Source organism: Aeromonas sp. MTB, from assembly GCF_056632455.1.
Genome location: NZ_CP147026.1, coordinates 1,936,730 through 1,954,043 on the forward strand (window position 1 = coordinate 1,936,730; position 17,314 = coordinate 1,954,043).

Consider the following 17,314-nt stretch of genomic DNA (forward strand, 5'->3'; position numbering starts at 1 on the left):
CCTCTGGATAGCCATCCCACCCGTGGCAGGATGGCTATTTGACCCCTACAAGCTGCGCAGCAGTAACAAGAAGTACAAGGGATAGAAATGCATAACGGCGTGATGAAGGCCTGGTTGGAGTCATCTCACCTGGCTGGTGCGAATGCAAGCTATATCGAGGATTTGTACGAATCCTTCCTGGAAAATCCTGACTCCGTGTCCGACGAGTGGCGCAGCCTGTTTAGCGAGCTGCCCCAGGTCAATGGCCATGCGGTTGAACAACCCCACTCCCAGGTCCGCGATTATTTCCGTCGTCTGGCCAAGGATCCCTCTCGCTACAGTGCCCCCGTCTCCGATCCGCAAGTGGATGCCAAGCAGGTGCGGGTATTGCAGCTGATCAACGCCTTCCGTTTCCGTGGTCACCAGAATGCCAATCTGGACCCGCTGGGCCTGTGGCAGCGTGAAACCGTTGCCGAACTGGATCCTGCGTTCCACAACCTGCAGGGCGCAGATATGGAGGCCACCTTCAATGTGGGCTCCTACGCCATCGGTCGCGAGACCATGGTGCTCTCCGACCTCTACGCCTCGCTGAAGAAGACCTATTGCGGCTCCATCGGCGCCGACTACATGCACCTCACCTCCACGGAAGAGAAGCGCTGGCTGCAACAGCGTCTCGAATCCATTGAAGGGAAGGGGAGTTACACCCTCGAAGAGAAGACCCGTTTCCTCGAGAGCCTGACCGCCGCCGAAGGGCTGGAGAAATATCTGGGCGCCAAGTTCCCGGGAGCCAAGCGCTTCTCGCTGGAAGGTGGCGACGCCATGATCCCCATGCTGAAAGAGCTGATCCGTCGCGCCGGTGAGCAGGGCTGCAAAGAGGCCGTTATCGGTATGGCCCACCGCGGTCGTCTCAACGTACTGATCAACGTGCTGGGCAAGCGCGCTCAGGATCTGTTCGACGAGTTTGCCGGCAAGCATGGCGAATCCTGGGGCACCGGTGATGTGAAGTACCATATGGGCTTCTCCTCCGACTTCGCCACCCCGGGTGGCAACGTCCACCTGGCGCTGGCGTTCAACCCCTCTCATCTCGAGATCGTCAACCCTGTGGTCATCGGCTCGGTCCGTGCCCGTATGGATCGTCGCGGTGACAAGGATGGCTCCAGCGTGTTGCCCATCACCATTCACGGTGACTCGGCCATGGCCGGTCAGGGTGTGGTGGCCGAGACCTTCAACATGTCCCAGACCCGTGCCTATGGTGTCGGCGGGACGGTTCGCATCGTCATCAACAACCAGGTTGGTTTCACCACCTCCTATATCCGTGACCTGCGCTCCACCGAATATTGCACCGACATCGCCAAGGCGGTGCAGGCGCCGGTGCTGCACGTCAACGGGGATGATCCGGAAGCCGTGGTTCTGGTGACCCAGATTGCACTGGATTACCGCAATACCTTCAAACGCGACGTGGTGATCGAACTGGTCTGCTACCGTCGTCACGGTCACAACGAAGCGGACGAGCCGAGCGCGACCCAGCCGCTGATGTACCAGAAGATCAAGCAGCACCCGACCCCGCGCAAGATCTACGCCGATCAGCTGGTGGCCGAGGGGAGCCTCGCTCAGGAGCGGGCGACCGAACTGGTCAACGAGTATCGCGAAGCGCTGGATCGTGGCGAGCGGGTGAGCAAGGAGTGGCGGCCGATGGAGCTGCACTCCGTCGACTGGACCCCTTATCTGGGCCACGACTGGAACATGGCCTATGAGAGTGCCGTGCCGATGGATCACCTCAAGAGCCTCGGCGAGCGGGTGAGCCAGTATCCGGCGACCCACGTGCTGCAGCGTCAGGTCGAGAAGATTTACGAAGACCGGCGTCTGATGGCCGCAGGCGAGAAGCTGGTGGATTGGGGCTTTGCCGAAACCCTGGCCTACGCCACCCTGGTGGACAAGGGTTCCCGCATCCGCTTTACCGGTGAAGACTCCGGCCGTGGCACCTTCTTCCACCGCCACGCCGTACTCCACAGCCAGACCGATGCCAGCACCTACACCCCGCTGTGCAACCTGCACGACGAGCAGGGCCCGTTCGAGGTGTATGACTCTGTGCTGACCGAGAACGCGGTACTGGCCTTTGAATATGGTTACGCCAGCGCCGAGCCGGCTGGCCTCACCATCTGGGAAGCCCAGTTCGGCGATTTCGCCAACTGTGCCCAGGTAGTGGTGGATCAGTTCCTCTCCTCCGGTGAGCAGAAGTGGGGGCGGATGTGCGGCCTGACCATGTTGCTGCCGCACGGTTACGAGGGGCAGGGCCCGGAGCACTCCTCCGCCCGTCTGGAGCGTTATCTGCAGATGTGCGCCCAGCACAACATGCAGGTGTGCGTGCCCTCAACCCCGGCGCAGGTGTTCCATATGCTGCGTCGTCAGGTTGTGCGCCCGATGCGCCGTCCGCTCATCGTCATGACGCCCAAATCCCTGCTGCGCCATCCGCTGGCGGTGAGCAAGCTTGAAGAGCTGGCGGAAGGTACCTTCCAGAACGCCATCGGCGAGATCGATGCGCTGGATCCGAAAGCGGTCAAGCGGGTGGTCTTCTGCTCCGGCAAGGTCTACTACGACCTGCTCGATGCCCGTCGCAAGGCCGAGCAGCAAGATGTGGCACTGGTGCGAATTGAGCAGCTCTACCCCTTCCCGGAAGAGGAAGTGCGCGCCATTCTGGCCGATTACAGCCACGTCACCGACTTTGTCTGGTGTCAGGAAGAGCCGCAGAACCAGGGCGCCTGGTACTGCACCCGTCACCACTACGATGGCGTGCTGCCAGCCGGAGCTACCCTGCGTTATGCCGGTCGCCCCGCGTCAGCCTCACCGGCCGTCGGTTACATGTCTGTCCACGCCAAGCAGCAAAAAGCCTTGGTGGAAGATGCCCTTACCCTGTAAAGCCTCTGGCATAGAAGTAAAAAGGAACTGATTGGATGACTATCGAAATCAAGGTACCGGATCTGCCGGAATCAGTGGCCGATGCCACTATCGCCACCTGGCACAAAAAACCGGGCGATCTGGTCGCCCGTGACGAAGTGCTGGTCGACATCGAGACCGACAAGGTGGTGCTGGAAGTGCCGGCACCGCAAGCCGGTGTGCTGGGGGATATTCTGCAAGGGGAAGGGGCGACCGTGTTGTCCCGTCAGCTGATTGCCATCCTCACCGCCGCCCCGGTGGCCGGTGAAGAGACCAAAGAGAAACCCACTGAAGCGGTGGCCGATGATGGCGCCGATGGCTTGAGCCCCTCGGTGCGCCGCCTGATTGGCGAGCACGACATCGACGTGACCAAGTTGACCGGTACCGGCAAGGGCGGTCGTATCACCAAGGATGATGTGGAAGCCTTCATCAAGGCCAAGAGCCAGCCTGCGGCAGCCGCACCGGTCGCAACTGCAGCCCCGGCAGCCAAGGTTGCCCCGCTGGGTGGTCGCACCGACAAGCGGGTACCGATGACCCGTCTGCGCAAGCGCATTGCCGAGCGTCTGCTGGAAGCGAAAAACACCACCGCCATGCTGACCACCTTCAACGAGGTCAACATGAAGCCCATCATGGATCTGCGCAAGCAGTACGGCGAGATCTTCGAGAAGAAGCACGGCATCAAGCTCGGCTTCATGTCCTTCTACGTGAAGGCGGTAGTGGAGTCCCTCAAGCGCTATCCGGAAGTGAACGCGGCGCTCGATGGCGATGACGTGGTTTACCACAACTACTTCGACGTCAGCATCGCCGTCTCTACCCCCCGTGGTCTGGTGACGCCGGTGCTGCGCGACTGCGACAACATGAGCCTGGCGGACATCGAGAAGGCCATCAAGGATCTGGCGGGCAAGGGCCGTGACGGCAAGCTGACGGTGGATGAACTGACTGGCGGCAACTTCACCATCACCAACGGTGGCGTGTTCGGCTCCCTGATGTCCACCCCGATCATCAACCCGCCCCAGAGCGCCATTCTGGGCATGCACAAGATCCAGGATCGCCCGATGGCCGTTGACGGCAAGGTCGAGATCCTGCCGATGATGTATCTGGCGCTCTCCTACGATCACCGTCTCATCGACGGACGCGAATCGGTAGGCTTCCTGGTCTCCGTCAAGGAGCTGCTGGAAGACCCGACCCGTCTGTTGCTGGACGTCTAAGCCTGTGGCACCCGGGCAAGGGGTTTGCGCCCCGAGCTGAGTGTGCTGCTGGACGTTTGAGTAATACCCGAGCGATTGAAAGATAACGAGGGGCCGCCCAGGCCCCCATTCACAGGGGATTGAGAAACACCAGCCCCGGACGGAAATACCTACAACACGGATAGAGCATCTATGAATCTGCATGAATATCAGGCAAAACAGCTGTTTGCCGAGTATGGCCTGCCGGTCTCCGAAGGTTATGCCTGTGCTACCCCACAAGAAGCGGCCGAAGCGGCCGACAAGATTGGCGGCAATACCTGGGTCGTCAAATGCCAGGTACACGCCGGTGGCCGCGGTAAAGCGGGCGGCGTGAAAGTGGCCAAGAGCAAGGATGAGATCCGTGCTTTTGCCCAAAACTGGCTTGGCAAAAATCTGGTGACCTACCAGACCGACGCCAACGGCCAGCCGGTCACCAAGATCCTGGTGGAATCTTGCACCGACATCGCCAAAGAGCTCTACCTGGGCGCTGTAGTTGACCGTGGCTCTCGCCGCGTGGTCTTCATGGCCTCGACCGAAGGTGGCGTGGATATCGAGAAGATCGCCCACGAAACCCCCCATCTGATCCACAAGGCGGCCATCGATCCGCTGGTGGGTCCGCAGGCTTATCAGGCCCGCGAATTGGCCTTCAAACTGGGTCTGGTTGGCGATCAGATCAAACAGTTCACCAAGATCTTCATGGGTCTGGGCCAGATGTTCCTGGATTGCGATTTCGCACTGCTGGAGATCAACCCGCTGGTGATCACCGCGCAGGGCAACCTGCACTGCCTGGATGGCAAGATCAACATCGACGCCAACGCCCTGTATCGTCAGCCCAAGCTGCGCGAGATGCACGACCCGTCACAAGATGACCCCCGCGAAGCGCACGCCGCCCAGTGGGAGCTCAACTATGTGGCCCTCGATGGCAACATCGGCTGCATGGTCAACGGCGCGGGTCTGGCCATGGGCACCATGGACATCGTCAACCTGCACGGCGGCAAACCGGCCAACTTCCTTGACGTCGGCGGTGGCGCCACCAAGGAGCGCGTAACCGAGGCGTTCAAGATCATCCTCTCCGACAGCAACGTCAAAGCGGTGCTGGTCAATATCTTCGGCGGCATAGTGCGCTGCGACATGATCGCGGAAGGCATTATCGGTGCGGTCAAGGAAGTGGGGGTCAAGGTGCCCGTCGTGGTCCGTCTGGAAGGCAATAACGCCGAGCTGGGTGGTATCAAGCTGGCCGAGAGCGGCCTCAACATCATTGCGGCCAAGAGTCTGACCGATGCCGCGCAGCAAGTCGTCAAAGCAGCGGAGGCCAACTGATGAGCGTACTGATCAACAAGGACACCCGAGTCATCTGCCAGGGCTTTACCGGCGGTCAGGGTACTTTCCACTCCGAGCAGGCGCTCTCCTATGGTACCCAGCTGGTGGGCGGCGTCTCCCCGGGCAAGGGTGGCACCACCCATCTGGGCCTGCCGGTGTTCAACACCGTCCGTGACGCGGTCGAAGCGACCGGCGCTACTGCCTCCGTCATCTATGTGCCGGCACCGTTCTGCAAGGATGCCATCCTGGAAGCGATCGACGCGGGCATCAAGCTGATTGTCACCATCACCGAAGGCATCCCGACGCTGGATATGCTGGACGTCAAAGTGAAGCTGCAAGAGACCGGCGTGCGGATGATCGGCCCCAACTGCCCGGGTGTGATCACTCCGGGTGAGTGCAAGATCGGCATCATGCCGGGCCACATTCACAAGCCGGGCAAGGTGGGTATCGTCTCCCGCTCCGGCACCCTGACCTACGAAGCGGTCAAGCAGACCACTGACGAGGGCTTTGGCCAGTCCACCTGCGTCGGTATCGGTGGCGACCCCATCCCGGGTTCCAACTTTATCGACATTCTGGAAATGTTCCAGAACGACCCGCAGACCGAAGCGATCGTGATGATCGGCGAGATCGGCGGCAACGCCGAGGAGGACGCGGCTGCCTATATCAAGGCCCACGTCACCAAGCCGGTGGTCTCCTATATCGCCGGTGTTACTGCCCCTCCCGGCAAGCGGATGGGCCACGCTGGCGCCATCATCTCCGGTGGCAAGGGTACTGCCGCCGAGAAGTTTGCCGCGCTGGAAGATGCTGGCGTGAAAACCGTCCGCTCCCTGGCAGATATCGGCAAGGCCCTGCGCGAAGTGACCGGCTGGTAATTCCCGTTAGCCCGTTATCTCTAATAAAAGTGCCGCCCAATGGGCGGCATTTTTTATGGGTTTTAAAGTGGTTTGATTTAATCAATCATCGCGATTCAGGCGCTAAACGAATTTTATTACAGGAGACCAGAAACAGTGTGGATACTAAAATAGTCTGCGATTTGAACTTGTCAGATTGATTTGTTCCTTTACCCATGGCATCGAGTGACCTGTTAGTGGGTAATGCTAAAAGTCATGCAAGGATGTCAGTGAGATAACCTAGTGTCAGGAGGACATAATGATTTCACGTATTTTGGGAATTGGCTGCCTTACCAGTATCTGCTTGCCAACAGCATGGGCGGCGGATTGCCCGAACAGGCAACCGGGGCAGCATCTAGAGTTTCTTGGGCGTTCGGCTGACAATTCGGTATCACTATGGCTTTCAAGTCCAGGTTCCGGGGGTAATTTTCGCCTCTCTGCTCCCGGGGTATCTGAAATCGATAGCTGGAATGCAAACCGCGCGTCGTTGCACCTGAGTGTCTCACCTGTAGTACTTGATGACCTTAACGGGACTCACAAACTGGATCTCCTCAATGCGGATGGTTCTTTCAACTGCTTCCTCGATTCGAGAAACCAGAACAATCCGGTATTTCCAAATATTCCCCCGATCGATGGGGGAGATAGTAACGGTGGCACTGGTGGCGGAACCGGAGGTGGTGGCGGCAGCAATGGAGGAAGTGGTGGCGGAACCGGCGGTGGGGATGGCGGCAATGGTGGAACTGGTGGCGGAACCGGCGGTGGGGATGGCAGCAATGGTGGTAGTGGTGGTGGCACCGGTGGTGGGAGTGACCCGATCCGCAATATTGTGACCAGTATCAGTGCAGATGCCTTGATGGGCTATTTGAGCGGCTCCCTCAGTATTTCAGATCGTGTCGTTGTCGGGCTTGACCAATTTGAAGATATTGCCGGTCAAAAGGGGTTGTGGCAGGTATGGACTGATGTACGCCATACCGGAGTCTCCGATGATCGTAACGAGATAGACACATCCGGACATGCCAACAGCTTTTTGATCGGTATACACAGATCCCTTGGTAAAGACGGGCTGGGCGGTATTGCATTTGCCAATAGCAAAACCTCTCTTGGCACGTTTGGCAGTTCGGTACGAAATGAGGGGGACAGCTTCTTTGTTGGGCCATATGGCGGCTATAGGCTAGATACGCACTGGCTGCTGGATGGCTGGGCTGCATGGGGACGAACTGATAACGATACCGAACTCGATGTCCTTAAAGGGAGTTTCAAGACAACGACCGGGTTGATCTCAGCCAACCTGACCGGTGGCTACGACGTTGGTGAATATCTGCTGCGGCCCAAGCTTGCCCTCTTTTACAGTCACAATAAATCCGATGTGTTTGATTACACAGGCTCATTGCCTTATGCAAACCAGATTTATAACGTGACATTGCGGGTTAATGAAAACTCTTTTGAATATGCCACCAGTGAAGCATCAGGGGATATCAGTCGTATTTTCACCACAACCGATGGGGTTCAAATTATACCGGCCCTGCGTCTTGGGGTTCGTTATGATATTGAGCGTCCCAATGATGGTCAGATCCTGAATGAAAATCTGACAATGGAAAGTACGACCCCGTGGAGTGGATCTGCACGGATTGCACTGGCGGTAGCCCCTCAGCGTCATCAGCGTTTTGAAGTTATCACCGGTTATTACAGTATCGGGCGTCAGGACCTTGACCTCTGGGATATTAGATTTAACGCCGCAGTGAATTTTTAACTTACATAGGGAGATAAAAGTACCGATATCTTGGTCGGCACTTTGATTTAAATTACATGTATGGAGATGGTATTCACCTGACAGTTGCCAACAAAAGGGAGTGGTCATACGGCTTCATACCGAATAACAAACTGCATCCCTTGTGGTGGCCCGTGAGAGCCTTATTTAGTTGATGGATATATCCACAAATGGGTGTGTCAGGAGTGCCGAATAGCTAGAGACGGATATCCGGATGTAGGGCTGAAAAGGGAAAATGTGTGCGCAGGAACGTCAGCTTTGCGAAATAGCAAAAAGGCACCCGAGGGTGCCTTTTTCACAATCTGAGTGGCTTGCCTATCAGGCAGCGGCTTTCAGCTGTACGGCGGCGGCTTTCTTGTGATCGCCGATCGGCATCACGGTGCGGCCGAACTGCTCGTTGATCACGGTGGCCATGGCCAGGTAGATGGCGCTGGCGCCACAGATGATGCCTTCGAAACCGGCGATGGTGCCGATCAGGGTGCTGCCGGTGAAGTCACGGGCGGCCAGCAGGAAGAACAGCACGGTCAGGGAGGCGAACACGAACTGCTTGGCGCGCGGGTAGTTGATGGTACCAACCAGCATGAACAGGGTGAACATGCCCCACATCAGCAGATACCAACCCATGTAGGCGTGCGGAGTGGCTTCGGCCAGACCCATGGTCGGCATGATCAGCAGGAACACCAGGCTCAGCCAGAACAGGCCGTAGGAGGTGAACGCGGTCACACCGAAGGTGTTGCCACGCTTGTACTCCATGATGCCAGCGATGATCTGGGCGATGCCGCCGTAGCACAGGCCCATGGCCAGGATCATGGCGCTGATGGGGAAGAAACCTGCGTTATGGATGTTCAGCAGGATGGTGGTCATACCGAAACCCATCAGACCCAGAGGGGCAGGGTTGGCCAATTTTTCGCTCACGTGGCGTTCTCCAAAAATAGAGGTGGGGGTTAACAAAAGACGCGCGATTTTAGGCAGGCTGTGGCGCGCCCGCAAGGGGGCAAGGGGGATAAATCGTAAAAAAACTACGTGATTATTTGCATCAGAGGCCACATGCTCACCAAGACAGGCTGTTTGGTGAGCAAAAGGTGTCAAAATAGTTGAGGGGTTGTATTTTTATTACGCATTTGCGCAGTGCGGCGGCCTTACTGATCCAGTGTCAGGATCACTTTGGCCTCCTTGTCCTCTTCCTTGACCTGGCTGTCGAGCACGAACAGCCGCTCCGGGGCGATCCCCTGGCTGTCGACCAGAAACTCCTTGGTATTTTGCGCCCGGCGCATGGCGAGATTGCGAAGGGATTTGGCGGTGATGAGTTGCTGATCCCGCAGCAGGATCACCGCCTGGGCCCGCAGTGCCTCGCTCTCTTCATCTAGATGGAGCCGATCGGCCAGGTCATCCAGATCTTCGCCAAAGCGCTCTTCATAGGCTTGGGCCAGCGCCTCTTGCAGGGCGGGGTCCTGTTCCAGCAGGTCGAGGTCCGCCTGATTGCCGGTGAGCTTGGCCAGTACCCGCTCCAGTTTTTGCCGTTGAAGGATGGGGCGCTCCTCGTTGAAGTTGACCTTGCCGCGAATGTTCATGCTGAGCTTGGGTCTATCCTTGAGGGCCTGCGCCAGCTTGACCAGTTTCTCCTGTTGGGTGGGGGTGAGATCGGGATCCCCCGGCAGGAAGGGGAGCTCGTCGAGATCTTCGGTGCCATCGGCCAGCGAGGCGAGCAGGGAGAAGGGGGAGGTGATCGCCTTGCTCAGGGTGTTGCCCAGCACATCCCAGAAGATATTTCCGATGCTGAAGTCCGGTTGATCGAGATCCCCCTTCACCTTGAGGTTCATCTGTATCACCCCGTTGGCATCGCTTAGCAGGGCGATGGCTAGCCCCAGCGGCAGATCCTTGGCCTGATCGCTCTTGATCTTCTCGCCCAGTTGCAGCTTCTTGATGGTGATGTCGTTATCCCCCTCCAGCCGATTGCCCTCCAGCTTGTAGTGCAGCTTCATGGAGAGCTGCCCCTTGTCGATGGCATAACCAGCATAGGTGCCCGAATAGGGGGTGAAGGTGGTGAGCTCCAGATTGTGGAAAGCGACCGCGATGTCGAGGATCGGGTTGGCCACCAGCAGGTTGGTACCGCCGCGAATGGTCACTGGCGCATAGCGATCCACCTTGCCGTTGAAGGCGAGATCGGAGCGTTGCCCCGGAATATTGCTGATATGGCGACTTTGGCCGCCCAGCGAGGCGATATCGGCCACAAAATCTTGGCTCAGGCTGCGATCGGCAAAGCGCAGGTTGCCCTGCTCGGTGCGCAGCTGGTCGATGGTGAAACGAAAGTCGGGAGCCTTGCTGCCTGCCTTTGCTTCAGTACTTTTTGCTGCCGCTGGTTGCGGCAACAGCAGCTGTTGCAGGTTGGTGGTGCCATCTTCGTTGATCTCGATGCGGGCGAAGGGCTTGTTCAGAGCAATGTCCTTGATCCGCATCTGCTGGCTGATGCCGTCGTACGTCAGACCGGTGAGAGCCAGGGTGTTGAACTCCAGCAGCCGCTGATTGTCTGCCCGATCGACTACTTTGAGCCCGTTGATATCGAGCCCCCTTGCAGGGTCAGCTTGCTCAGATCTCCCTGGGCGGTGGTGGCGAGATCAAGTCTGGTCTTGCTGCTCAGCAGCCCGTTTGGCACCTTGATGCGTACCAGATCGGCCAGATAGGGCTGTGCCAGCGTCAGGGGTAGCCCCTGCTGGTTGATGTCGCCGCTTAAGGTGAAAGGAGTCAGGGTCAGTTGGCCATCAAAGGCGAGGGGGGTGCTCTGGTTGAACTGGGTGGCCAGAGTCAGTTTGCTCGGTTGCTCCCCCTTGCTGCCCAGTGGCCCCAGCGCCAGCTTGAGGCCGGAGAGCTGGCGTGCCTGCGGTTTGCCGCTGCTTGATTCGGTGAGGGTGAGATCGCCCTTGTCGATAAGGATCTGCTTGATCTGCCACTGCCAGGGTTTGTCTGCCCCGTGTTTCTTGCCGTTACCGGCTGTCTTTGCTTGTTGTGCCGACTTGGGCGCCGCATTGTTGGCCACCTCGTTTGCGGTGTCGGCTCCTTTGACGGGCTTGGCGGGAGCCTGTTCAATCAGCAAGTCAGCCAGATCCAGCTCCTGCTGTGGGTTGAGGGTGGCCTTGAGCAGGGGTTGTTGCAGGGTTACCTTGCCGATCTGGAGCGACTGTTTCTGGCCATCGACAGCCAGATCGCTCAGGGCCAGCTGGCCGAAGCGGGCAAATTCGTCGCCCTTGTGTTTTTTAAGCTGCCAGTTGTCCAGGGTCAGCTTGCCTTTGGACAATTGCCACAGCACTCCTTGCTTGCCCTCTTTAAGCTGGTACTCCACCTCTGCATTGGCGTGGCCCTTGGCCAGATCCAGCTTGAGATAGGGTGCCCAGAGCGGGGCGAAGGGTTTCAGGTCGACCTGTTTGAGGCTCGCTTTGCCCTGACCCATGCCGCTCATCACATCGAGTTTGCCGTGGGCAGCGAGGCTGCTTTTGCCGTTGATGGCGGCGTTCAGCTGATAGGCGGTCGGGTGATTTGCCTCGGTGCGCAGGTTATCGAGCTTGAGGGTCATTTTCTCCAGATTGAGAGGCGGCAACCAGCCGGGTTCGCTCTCCTTGCGCTGATCCTGATAGCGCACATGCCCGTCAGTGACATTGACGCTGGCAATATCGACCAGCAGCGGGGCGCTGGCTGTTTCGGGCTCGGGGGAGGGGGCTGGGGCGAGCAGGGTCGCCAGCGCATCGGTCAGATTGAGTCGAACCACCCCTTTTTTGTCTGTCAGCCGTTGCAGTTGCACCACGGGGTTGGTCAGGGTGACGGCGGAAAGCACGACCCCTTTCTGCTGCCAGCTGGCTTGCAGGTTTGGGGTGATAAAGAGCTGCTCAAAACCGATGATGGGCTGCTGCTTGGCATCGAGCAGGGTAGTCGCGCCGAGGGTGAGAGAAGGGTTGCGCAGCCCTACGTCAATCTCTCCCAGCGTCAGTTGCAGGCCATAGTGCTCAGCCAGCCAGCCGGGCAGATAGCGCTGGACCAGACGGGGGGTTTGCCACAGCAGCAGGGTCATCAGGATAAGAAGCAGCAGGAAAGCGTAGGCAAGGTAGCGCAGCAAGCGGAGCTTGGGGGACGCGGGCTCGGTGGTGTTCATTTGGTGCACTCCCATTTGGTTCCCGCCATGGTACAGAAAAGCTGGATAGTAATCATGGGGTTGCGTGCTGTTGTACGCCGTACTTTGTCCAAAGGCGATCCAGTTCACCCTTTTGTTGCAGCGCTGCCAGCCACTGTTCCAGCTGGGCAGGGGTAATGGGGGCCTCAGGGTGAAGGATGGCGCGGTGTTGATACTGTTGATCCCATTTTTGCGAGATCAGCAACTGGTCGGCTGTGTCGGGATTGGCCTGCAGATACTGGTTAAGGTAGGAAACGTTGAGAATGGCTACCTCGCCGCGCCCTTTGAGTAGCGCTTGCAGGGCGCTGACGTTGTCTTTGACCAGAGTGATATTGAGCTTGCGCTGCAGGTAGAGGGGATCGGCATTGAACTGGCCGACGCCGTAGTGATAGCCGGTCACCCCGATGAGGTGATGGCTGGCAGGATCGTCAAAAAAGCGCTGATCCCGCCCCGCTTTGTTCAGGGCCACATAGACCTCGCCACCACCGAGGAAGGGGGCTGTCATCTTGAATTTATCGGTGTCCCAGCCCCACTTGGTGTCTTCAAACAACATCAGCGAGAACCGGCCCAGATCGAGCGCCTTGTAACGGTTGGCGGCCGAGGTGGGGACAAAGACGAAGGTCACCTCTTTCTGTACGGCATTGAGCTGGTCGATAAGCTCCAGGGTCAGTCCTTCATAGCGGGAATCGGGGAGTTTGACCACAAAGGGGGCATAGGGGTATCCACCAACCTTGATGATGGGATGGCTCCAGCCAGAGAGGCTGAACAAGAGCAAAAACCAGCACCAATATCTCATGGGATCCCCAAGGCAATAGCTTGCTCCCAGATTCGGTTAATCTGAGCCAGTTTTCAAGCTGTTAAGGGAATTAACACAGCGCTGTTCGGCGGCTTCCAGCTCGGCCATCACCATCTGGATATCCTCCAGTTGCTGGCGCAGGGCGCCGCGTTTTGCCTCGATCAGCTGGATCATGGAGTGGAGCTGGGTTTTGCTCGATTTGTCGGTGTCGTACATATCAAACAGCTCGCGGATCTCGGCCAGGCTAAACCCCAGCCGTTTGCCGCGCAGGGTCAATTTGAGCCGGATTTTGTCCCGATGGCTGTAGATGCGAGTTTGCCCCTCCCGCTGGGGAGTGAGCAGCCCCTCATCCTCGTAGTAGCGGATGGTGCGCGGCGTGACATCGAACTCGTGGGCCAGCTCCGAAATGCTGTAGGTGATCTCCTTGCCGGGCAGGAAACGGGACATGGTCATGACTCCTGTTGCTGGGCGTGTGGCTGGCAGAGGCGGGCACGCAGCCGCTCGGCATTGGCGTGCAGGGCCTGACCGACCCGCGAGCCATTGGGGCGAGCGAGCTGCTCGCTGACCCACTGGCCGGTGGCCGCCAGTTTGTCGAGATCCACCCCGGTCGTCATGCCAAGGCCGTGCAGCAGGTAGACTACCTCTTCTGACGCCACATTGCCGGAGGCGCCCGGCGCATAGGGGCAGCCGCCAAGCCCCGCCACCGAGCAGTCGATGGTGCGAATGCCGCGCTCCAGCGCGGGTAGCAGGTTGGCCAACCCCTGGCCGTAGGTGTCGTGAAAATGGACCGCGAGTCGACCTGCCGGGATCTCGTGCAGCACCGCATCCAGCATGGGGGCCACGGTGCCCGGAGTGCCGACGCCTATGGTGTCCCCCAGCGAAATTTCGTGGCAACCGAGATCCAGCAGTTGCTCGGCCATGGCAGCGACCCGTTTCGGGCGGGTCGGGCCATCGAACGGGCAGGCGATGACGGTGGAGAGGTAGCCGCGCACCTTGATGCCGAGGCGGCGCGCCTCCTGCACCAGCGGGGCGAAGCGCACCAGCGACTCCTCCACGCTGATGCCGATATTGGCGCGGGTAAAACCGTCGGAGCAGGCGGTGAAGAGGCCAATCTCATCGGCGCGGGCGGCAATGGCTGCCTGCAAGCCTTGCAGATTGGGCACCAGAGCGCCGTAACGGGTTGAGCCCTTGCGCGGCAGTGCCTCGAACAGCGCAGCGGAGTCCGCCATCTGCGGCACTTTTTTGGCAGAGACAAAGGCTCCCACCTCGATGCGCTGCATGCCGCTGTCGGTAAGGCGCTGGATCAGCTCCAGCCGCTGTACCAGGGAGAGGGGCGCAGCTTCATTTTGCAGGCCATCTCGCGGCCCCATCTCCACCAAACTGACCCTGTCGTCACGGACGTCCTGTGATCGGTTCATGGGTGTTCCTCCTGTGAAGCAGTCTCTTCGGCAAAGCGCACCAGCACGGTTCCCTGGCTTACCTGCTCGCCTTGTTTGCACTGCAGGGCTTCAATTACTCCGTCCCGCTCTGCACGCAACTGGTGTTCCATCTTCATCGCCTCCAGCACCAGCAGGGGTTGCCCCTTGCTGACTGTTTGCCCCTGCTCGATCAGCACGGCTACCACTATGCCGTGCATAGGCGCGATGGCGCCCTGCGCCTTCTCGTTTGCCTGCTCATGGTGGTGGCTGTGCTGCCGATCATCGGCCGCGAAGCGGATGCGCTGGCCCCCCAGGGTCATGATGAAAGTTGCCTCCGGGCCTTCGACCGTCTGAATGGGGATCTGTTGCCAGCAGCCACCCTGCTGCAGCCGGATATGGTCGTCACCTCTCTGGTAGCAACGGGTCTCCCCTTGCCACTCAAACTGGCCGCCATGATCGTTAAGGGTCAATACCCGGTGCTCATCACCGATGCGCACCGCCGCCGTCCAGCTGCGAACCGGCCCCAGCCGAAATCCGCAGGCTTGCTGCCAGGGGGAGGTGCCCGCAGGACGGCTCGCCAGCCAGAGGGTAGCCAGCGGCCAGGCGAGCTCAGGAATGGGCCGTGCTGTGGTGGGTATGGGCCACTGGGTATGGTGGCCCATGGCCAGGACGTCGGGCTCTTCACACAAGCGCAGCAGCAGCGGGCCGTTGTGCGCCAGCGGCCCGAGATCCAGTATCGCCAGCGCATCTGCCAGTTTGGCGAACGCCTCGGCGCGGTTCTGGCCGTGGGCGATCAGCTTGGCGATCATGGGATCGTAATAGGGGCTCACCTCATCGCCAGCGGTAACGCCGGTGTCGATACGCACGCCATCTGGCCAGTGGAGCCAGTGGATAGGCCCGCTGGCAGGCAGAAAACCGGCCGCCACATCCTCGGCGTAGAGGCGCGCTTCCACCGCATGGCCACGCAGCACCACTTCCTCCTGGGTGAGTGGCAGTGGCTTGCCCTCGGCCACGGCCAGTTGCCAGGTCACCAGATCCTGCCCGGTCACTGCTTCGGTGACCGGATGCTCTACCTGCAGCCGGGTGTTCATCTCCATAAAGAAGAACTCATCCTTGCAGAGCAGGAACTCGATGGTGCCAGCCCCCTGATAGTGGATGGCTTTGGCTGCGGCCACGGCTGCATCCCCCATGGCGCGGCGCAGAGCCGAAGGGATGTCGGGGGCGGGCGCCTCTTCGATCACTTTCTGATGGCGTCGCTGCAAGGAGCAGTCCCTGTCCCCCAGATAGATGGCGTTGCCGAGGCTATCGGCAAAGACCTGTACTTCCACATGTCGAGCTTGGGGTAGATAGCGCTCCAGCAGCACCAGATCGTCGCCAAAGGCGGCCTTGGCTTCACGTTTGACTGCCGCCAGCGACTCGTCAAAGTCAGCCAGCTGATCGACCCGACGCATCCCCTTGCCACCGCCGCCACTGGCTGCCTTGATAAGTAGCGGGAAGCCAATCTGGCTCGCCTGATCGCGCAAGAAGTCCGGTCGTTGATCCGTGCCGTGATAGCCGGGCAGCACAGGTACGCCGGCAGCCTGCATCAGCGCCTTGGCGCCCGATTTGTCGCCCATGGCGAGAATGGCGGCGCCGCTTGGGCCGACAAAGCGCAGGCCGCGCTGTTCGCAGGCGGTGGCAAAATCGCTGTTTTCCGACAGAAAGCCGTAACCGGGATGGATGGCATCGGCGCGCGCTTCTTTGGCAATCTTCAGCACCTTGCCGGTGTCGAGATAGCTCTCTCTGGCCGGAGCGGGCCCCAGATGCCAGGCCTCATCGGCAAGACGAGTGTGCATGGCGTGGGCATCGGCATCGGAGTAGAGGGCGATGGTGTGGATGCCGAGGCGTTTCGCCGTCTTGATGATGCGCACAGCAATTTCGCCGCGATTGGCAATCAGCAGGCGCTTAATCTGAGAGTGATGGGTCATGTCTCATCCTTGAAACGGGGACGCCAGGCGGGAGGACGTTTGTCGAAGAAGGCCTGCATCCCCTCTTGGGCTTCGAGCCCCACCCGAACCCGGGCGATGGTCTCGACGGTTTTCTCTTCGTGCAGGCGGGCAGGATGGGCCTCTATCGCCGCCAGCAGCCGTTTGGTCTCTTTCATCGCTTCCGGCCCGTTGCGGCACAGACGAAGGGCTTGCGCCCGCCCCTCCGCCAGCAGTTGATCCGGTTGGCAGAGTTGATGCGCCACATTGAGCCGACAGGCGGTAATGGCATCGAACGGCTCGGCAGTGAGCATGTAGCGGCGCGCCTGACGCATTCCCATGGCGCGTACCACGTAGGGGCTGATCACCGCAGGTACCAGACCTAGGCTCACCTCTGAGAGGCAGAAGCGGGCATCATCGCTGGCCAGCACCAGATCGCAAGCGCAGATGAGCCCCAGCGCCCCGCCATAGGCGGCCCCTTGCACCAGCGCTACCGTGGGGAAGGGGAGCTCATCGAGGGTCTGCATCAGCCGCGCCAGTACCCGGGCATCTTCGCGATTGTGCTCGAAATCGGCGTGGGCCAGATTACGCATCCAGTTGAGGTCGGCGCCCGCGCAAAAGTGTTTGCCTTCGGCACGTAGCAGCAGGACATGAGGGCGTTCGGCAAGTGAGTGACCATGGAGATGGGCCAGATCATCGAGGCAGTCGAGCAGCCCCAGCATCAGGTCGGCATCAAAGGCGTTGTGGCGGGCCGGGCGCGACAGCACCAGTTCGGCCAATGGGCCGTGCCGCTCCAGCCGAAACGGGCCCTGTGTTGAAGAGCCAAGTGCTGAGGAAGTAAGTGGGTCTGACATGGGTTT

At 59.6% G+C, this 17,314-nt stretch carries 11 protein-coding genes and 1 pseudogene; 5 read left to right on the plus strand and 7 right to left on the minus strand.

Features of this window, described 5'->3' with window-relative positions:
* The first annotated feature begins 87 nt into the window (after window positions 1-87).
* The 5 genes from sucA to WBR25_RS08960 all read left to right on the plus strand — a co-directional run bounded on the left by sucA (window position 88) and on the right by WBR25_RS08960 (window position 8,099).
* Window positions 88-2,895 carry a 2-oxoglutarate dehydrogenase E1 component gene (gene sucA, locus WBR25_RS08940; protein WP_005333548.1) on the plus strand — a complete coding sequence of 936 codons (2,808 nt, stop codon included), beginning with the start codon at window positions 88-90 and terminating at the stop codon, window positions 2,893-2,895.
* 35 nt (window positions 2,896-2,930) lie between these two features.
* Window positions 2,931-4,121 carry a 2-oxoglutarate dehydrogenase complex dihydrolipoyllysine-residue succinyltransferase gene (gene odhB, locus WBR25_RS08945; protein ID WP_236325301.1) on the plus strand — a complete coding sequence of 397 codons (1,191 nt, stop codon included), beginning with the start codon at window positions 2,931-2,933 and terminating at the stop codon, window positions 4,119-4,121.
* A 171-nt stretch (window positions 4,122-4,292) separates the two neighbouring features.
* On the plus strand, window positions 4,293-5,459 hold the full coding sequence (gene sucC / locus WBR25_RS08950) for an ADP-forming succinate--CoA ligase subunit beta (RefSeq protein WP_005361097.1): 1,167 nt from the start codon (window positions 4,293-4,295) through the stop codon (window positions 5,457-5,459).
* Complete coding sequence (sucD, locus tag WBR25_RS08955; protein WP_005333542.1) at window positions 5,459-6,331, plus strand: succinate--CoA ligase subunit alpha; 873 nt, start codon at window positions 5,459-5,461, stop codon at window positions 6,329-6,331. Before sucC ends, sucD begins: the two co-directional genes overlap by 1 nt.
* 277 nt (window positions 6,332-6,608) lie before the next feature.
* Window positions 6,609-8,099 carry an autotransporter outer membrane beta-barrel domain-containing protein gene (locus tag WBR25_RS08960; protein ID WP_479749697.1) on the plus strand — a complete coding sequence of 497 codons (1,491 nt, stop codon included), beginning with the start codon at window positions 6,609-6,611 and terminating at the stop codon, window positions 8,097-8,099.
* Between the two features lie 336 nt (window positions 8,100-8,435).
* On the opposite strand, the gene WBR25_RS08965 is transcribed toward WBR25_RS08960, so the two are convergent.
* The 7 genes and pseudogenes from WBR25_RS08965 to WBR25_RS08995 all read right to left on the minus strand — a co-directional run bounded on the left by WBR25_RS08965 (window position 8,436) and on the right by WBR25_RS08995 (window position 17,308).
* A complete protein-coding gene (locus tag WBR25_RS08965) occupies window positions 8,436-9,032 on the minus strand; it encodes an acetate uptake transporter (RefSeq protein ID WP_005336948.1) in 597 nt (198 codons plus the stop codon).
* Window positions 9,033-9,256: 224 nt separating this feature from the next.
* Window positions 9,257-12,258 (minus strand): annotated as a pseudogene (locus WBR25_RS08970) (DUF748 domain-containing protein).
* 52 nt (window positions 12,259-12,310) lie between these two features.
* Window positions 12,311-13,072, minus strand: coding sequence for a substrate-binding periplasmic protein (locus WBR25_RS08975; RefSeq protein WP_274160958.1), 762 nt, complete (start codon window positions 13,070-13,072; stop codon window positions 12,311-12,313).
* A gap of 36 nt (window positions 13,073-13,108) precedes the next feature.
* Window positions 13,109-13,519: a MerR family transcriptional regulator gene (locus WBR25_RS08980; RefSeq protein ID WP_279487027.1), complete on the minus strand. Its 411-nt coding sequence runs from the start codon at window positions 13,517-13,519 to the stop codon at window positions 13,109-13,111.
* Between the two features lie 2 nt (window positions 13,520-13,521).
* On the minus strand, window positions 13,522-14,490 hold the full coding sequence (locus tag WBR25_RS08985; protein ID WP_279487028.1) for a hydroxymethylglutaryl-CoA lyase: 969 nt from the start codon (window positions 14,488-14,490) through the stop codon (window positions 13,522-13,524).
* A complete protein-coding gene (locus WBR25_RS08990; protein WP_479749698.1) occupies window positions 14,487-16,457 on the minus strand; it encodes an acetyl/propionyl/methylcrotonyl-CoA carboxylase subunit alpha in 1,971 nt (656 codons plus the stop codon). The genes WBR25_RS08985 and WBR25_RS08990 overlap by 4 nt, the downstream gene beginning before the upstream one ends.
* Window positions 16,454-17,308, minus strand: a complete 855-nt coding sequence (locus WBR25_RS08995; protein ID WP_479749699.1) for an enoyl-CoA hydratase-related protein — start codon at window positions 17,306-17,308, stop codon at window positions 16,454-16,456. Before WBR25_RS08995 ends, WBR25_RS08990 begins: the two co-directional genes overlap by 4 nt.
* Window positions 17,309-17,314 lie beyond the last annotated feature (6 nt).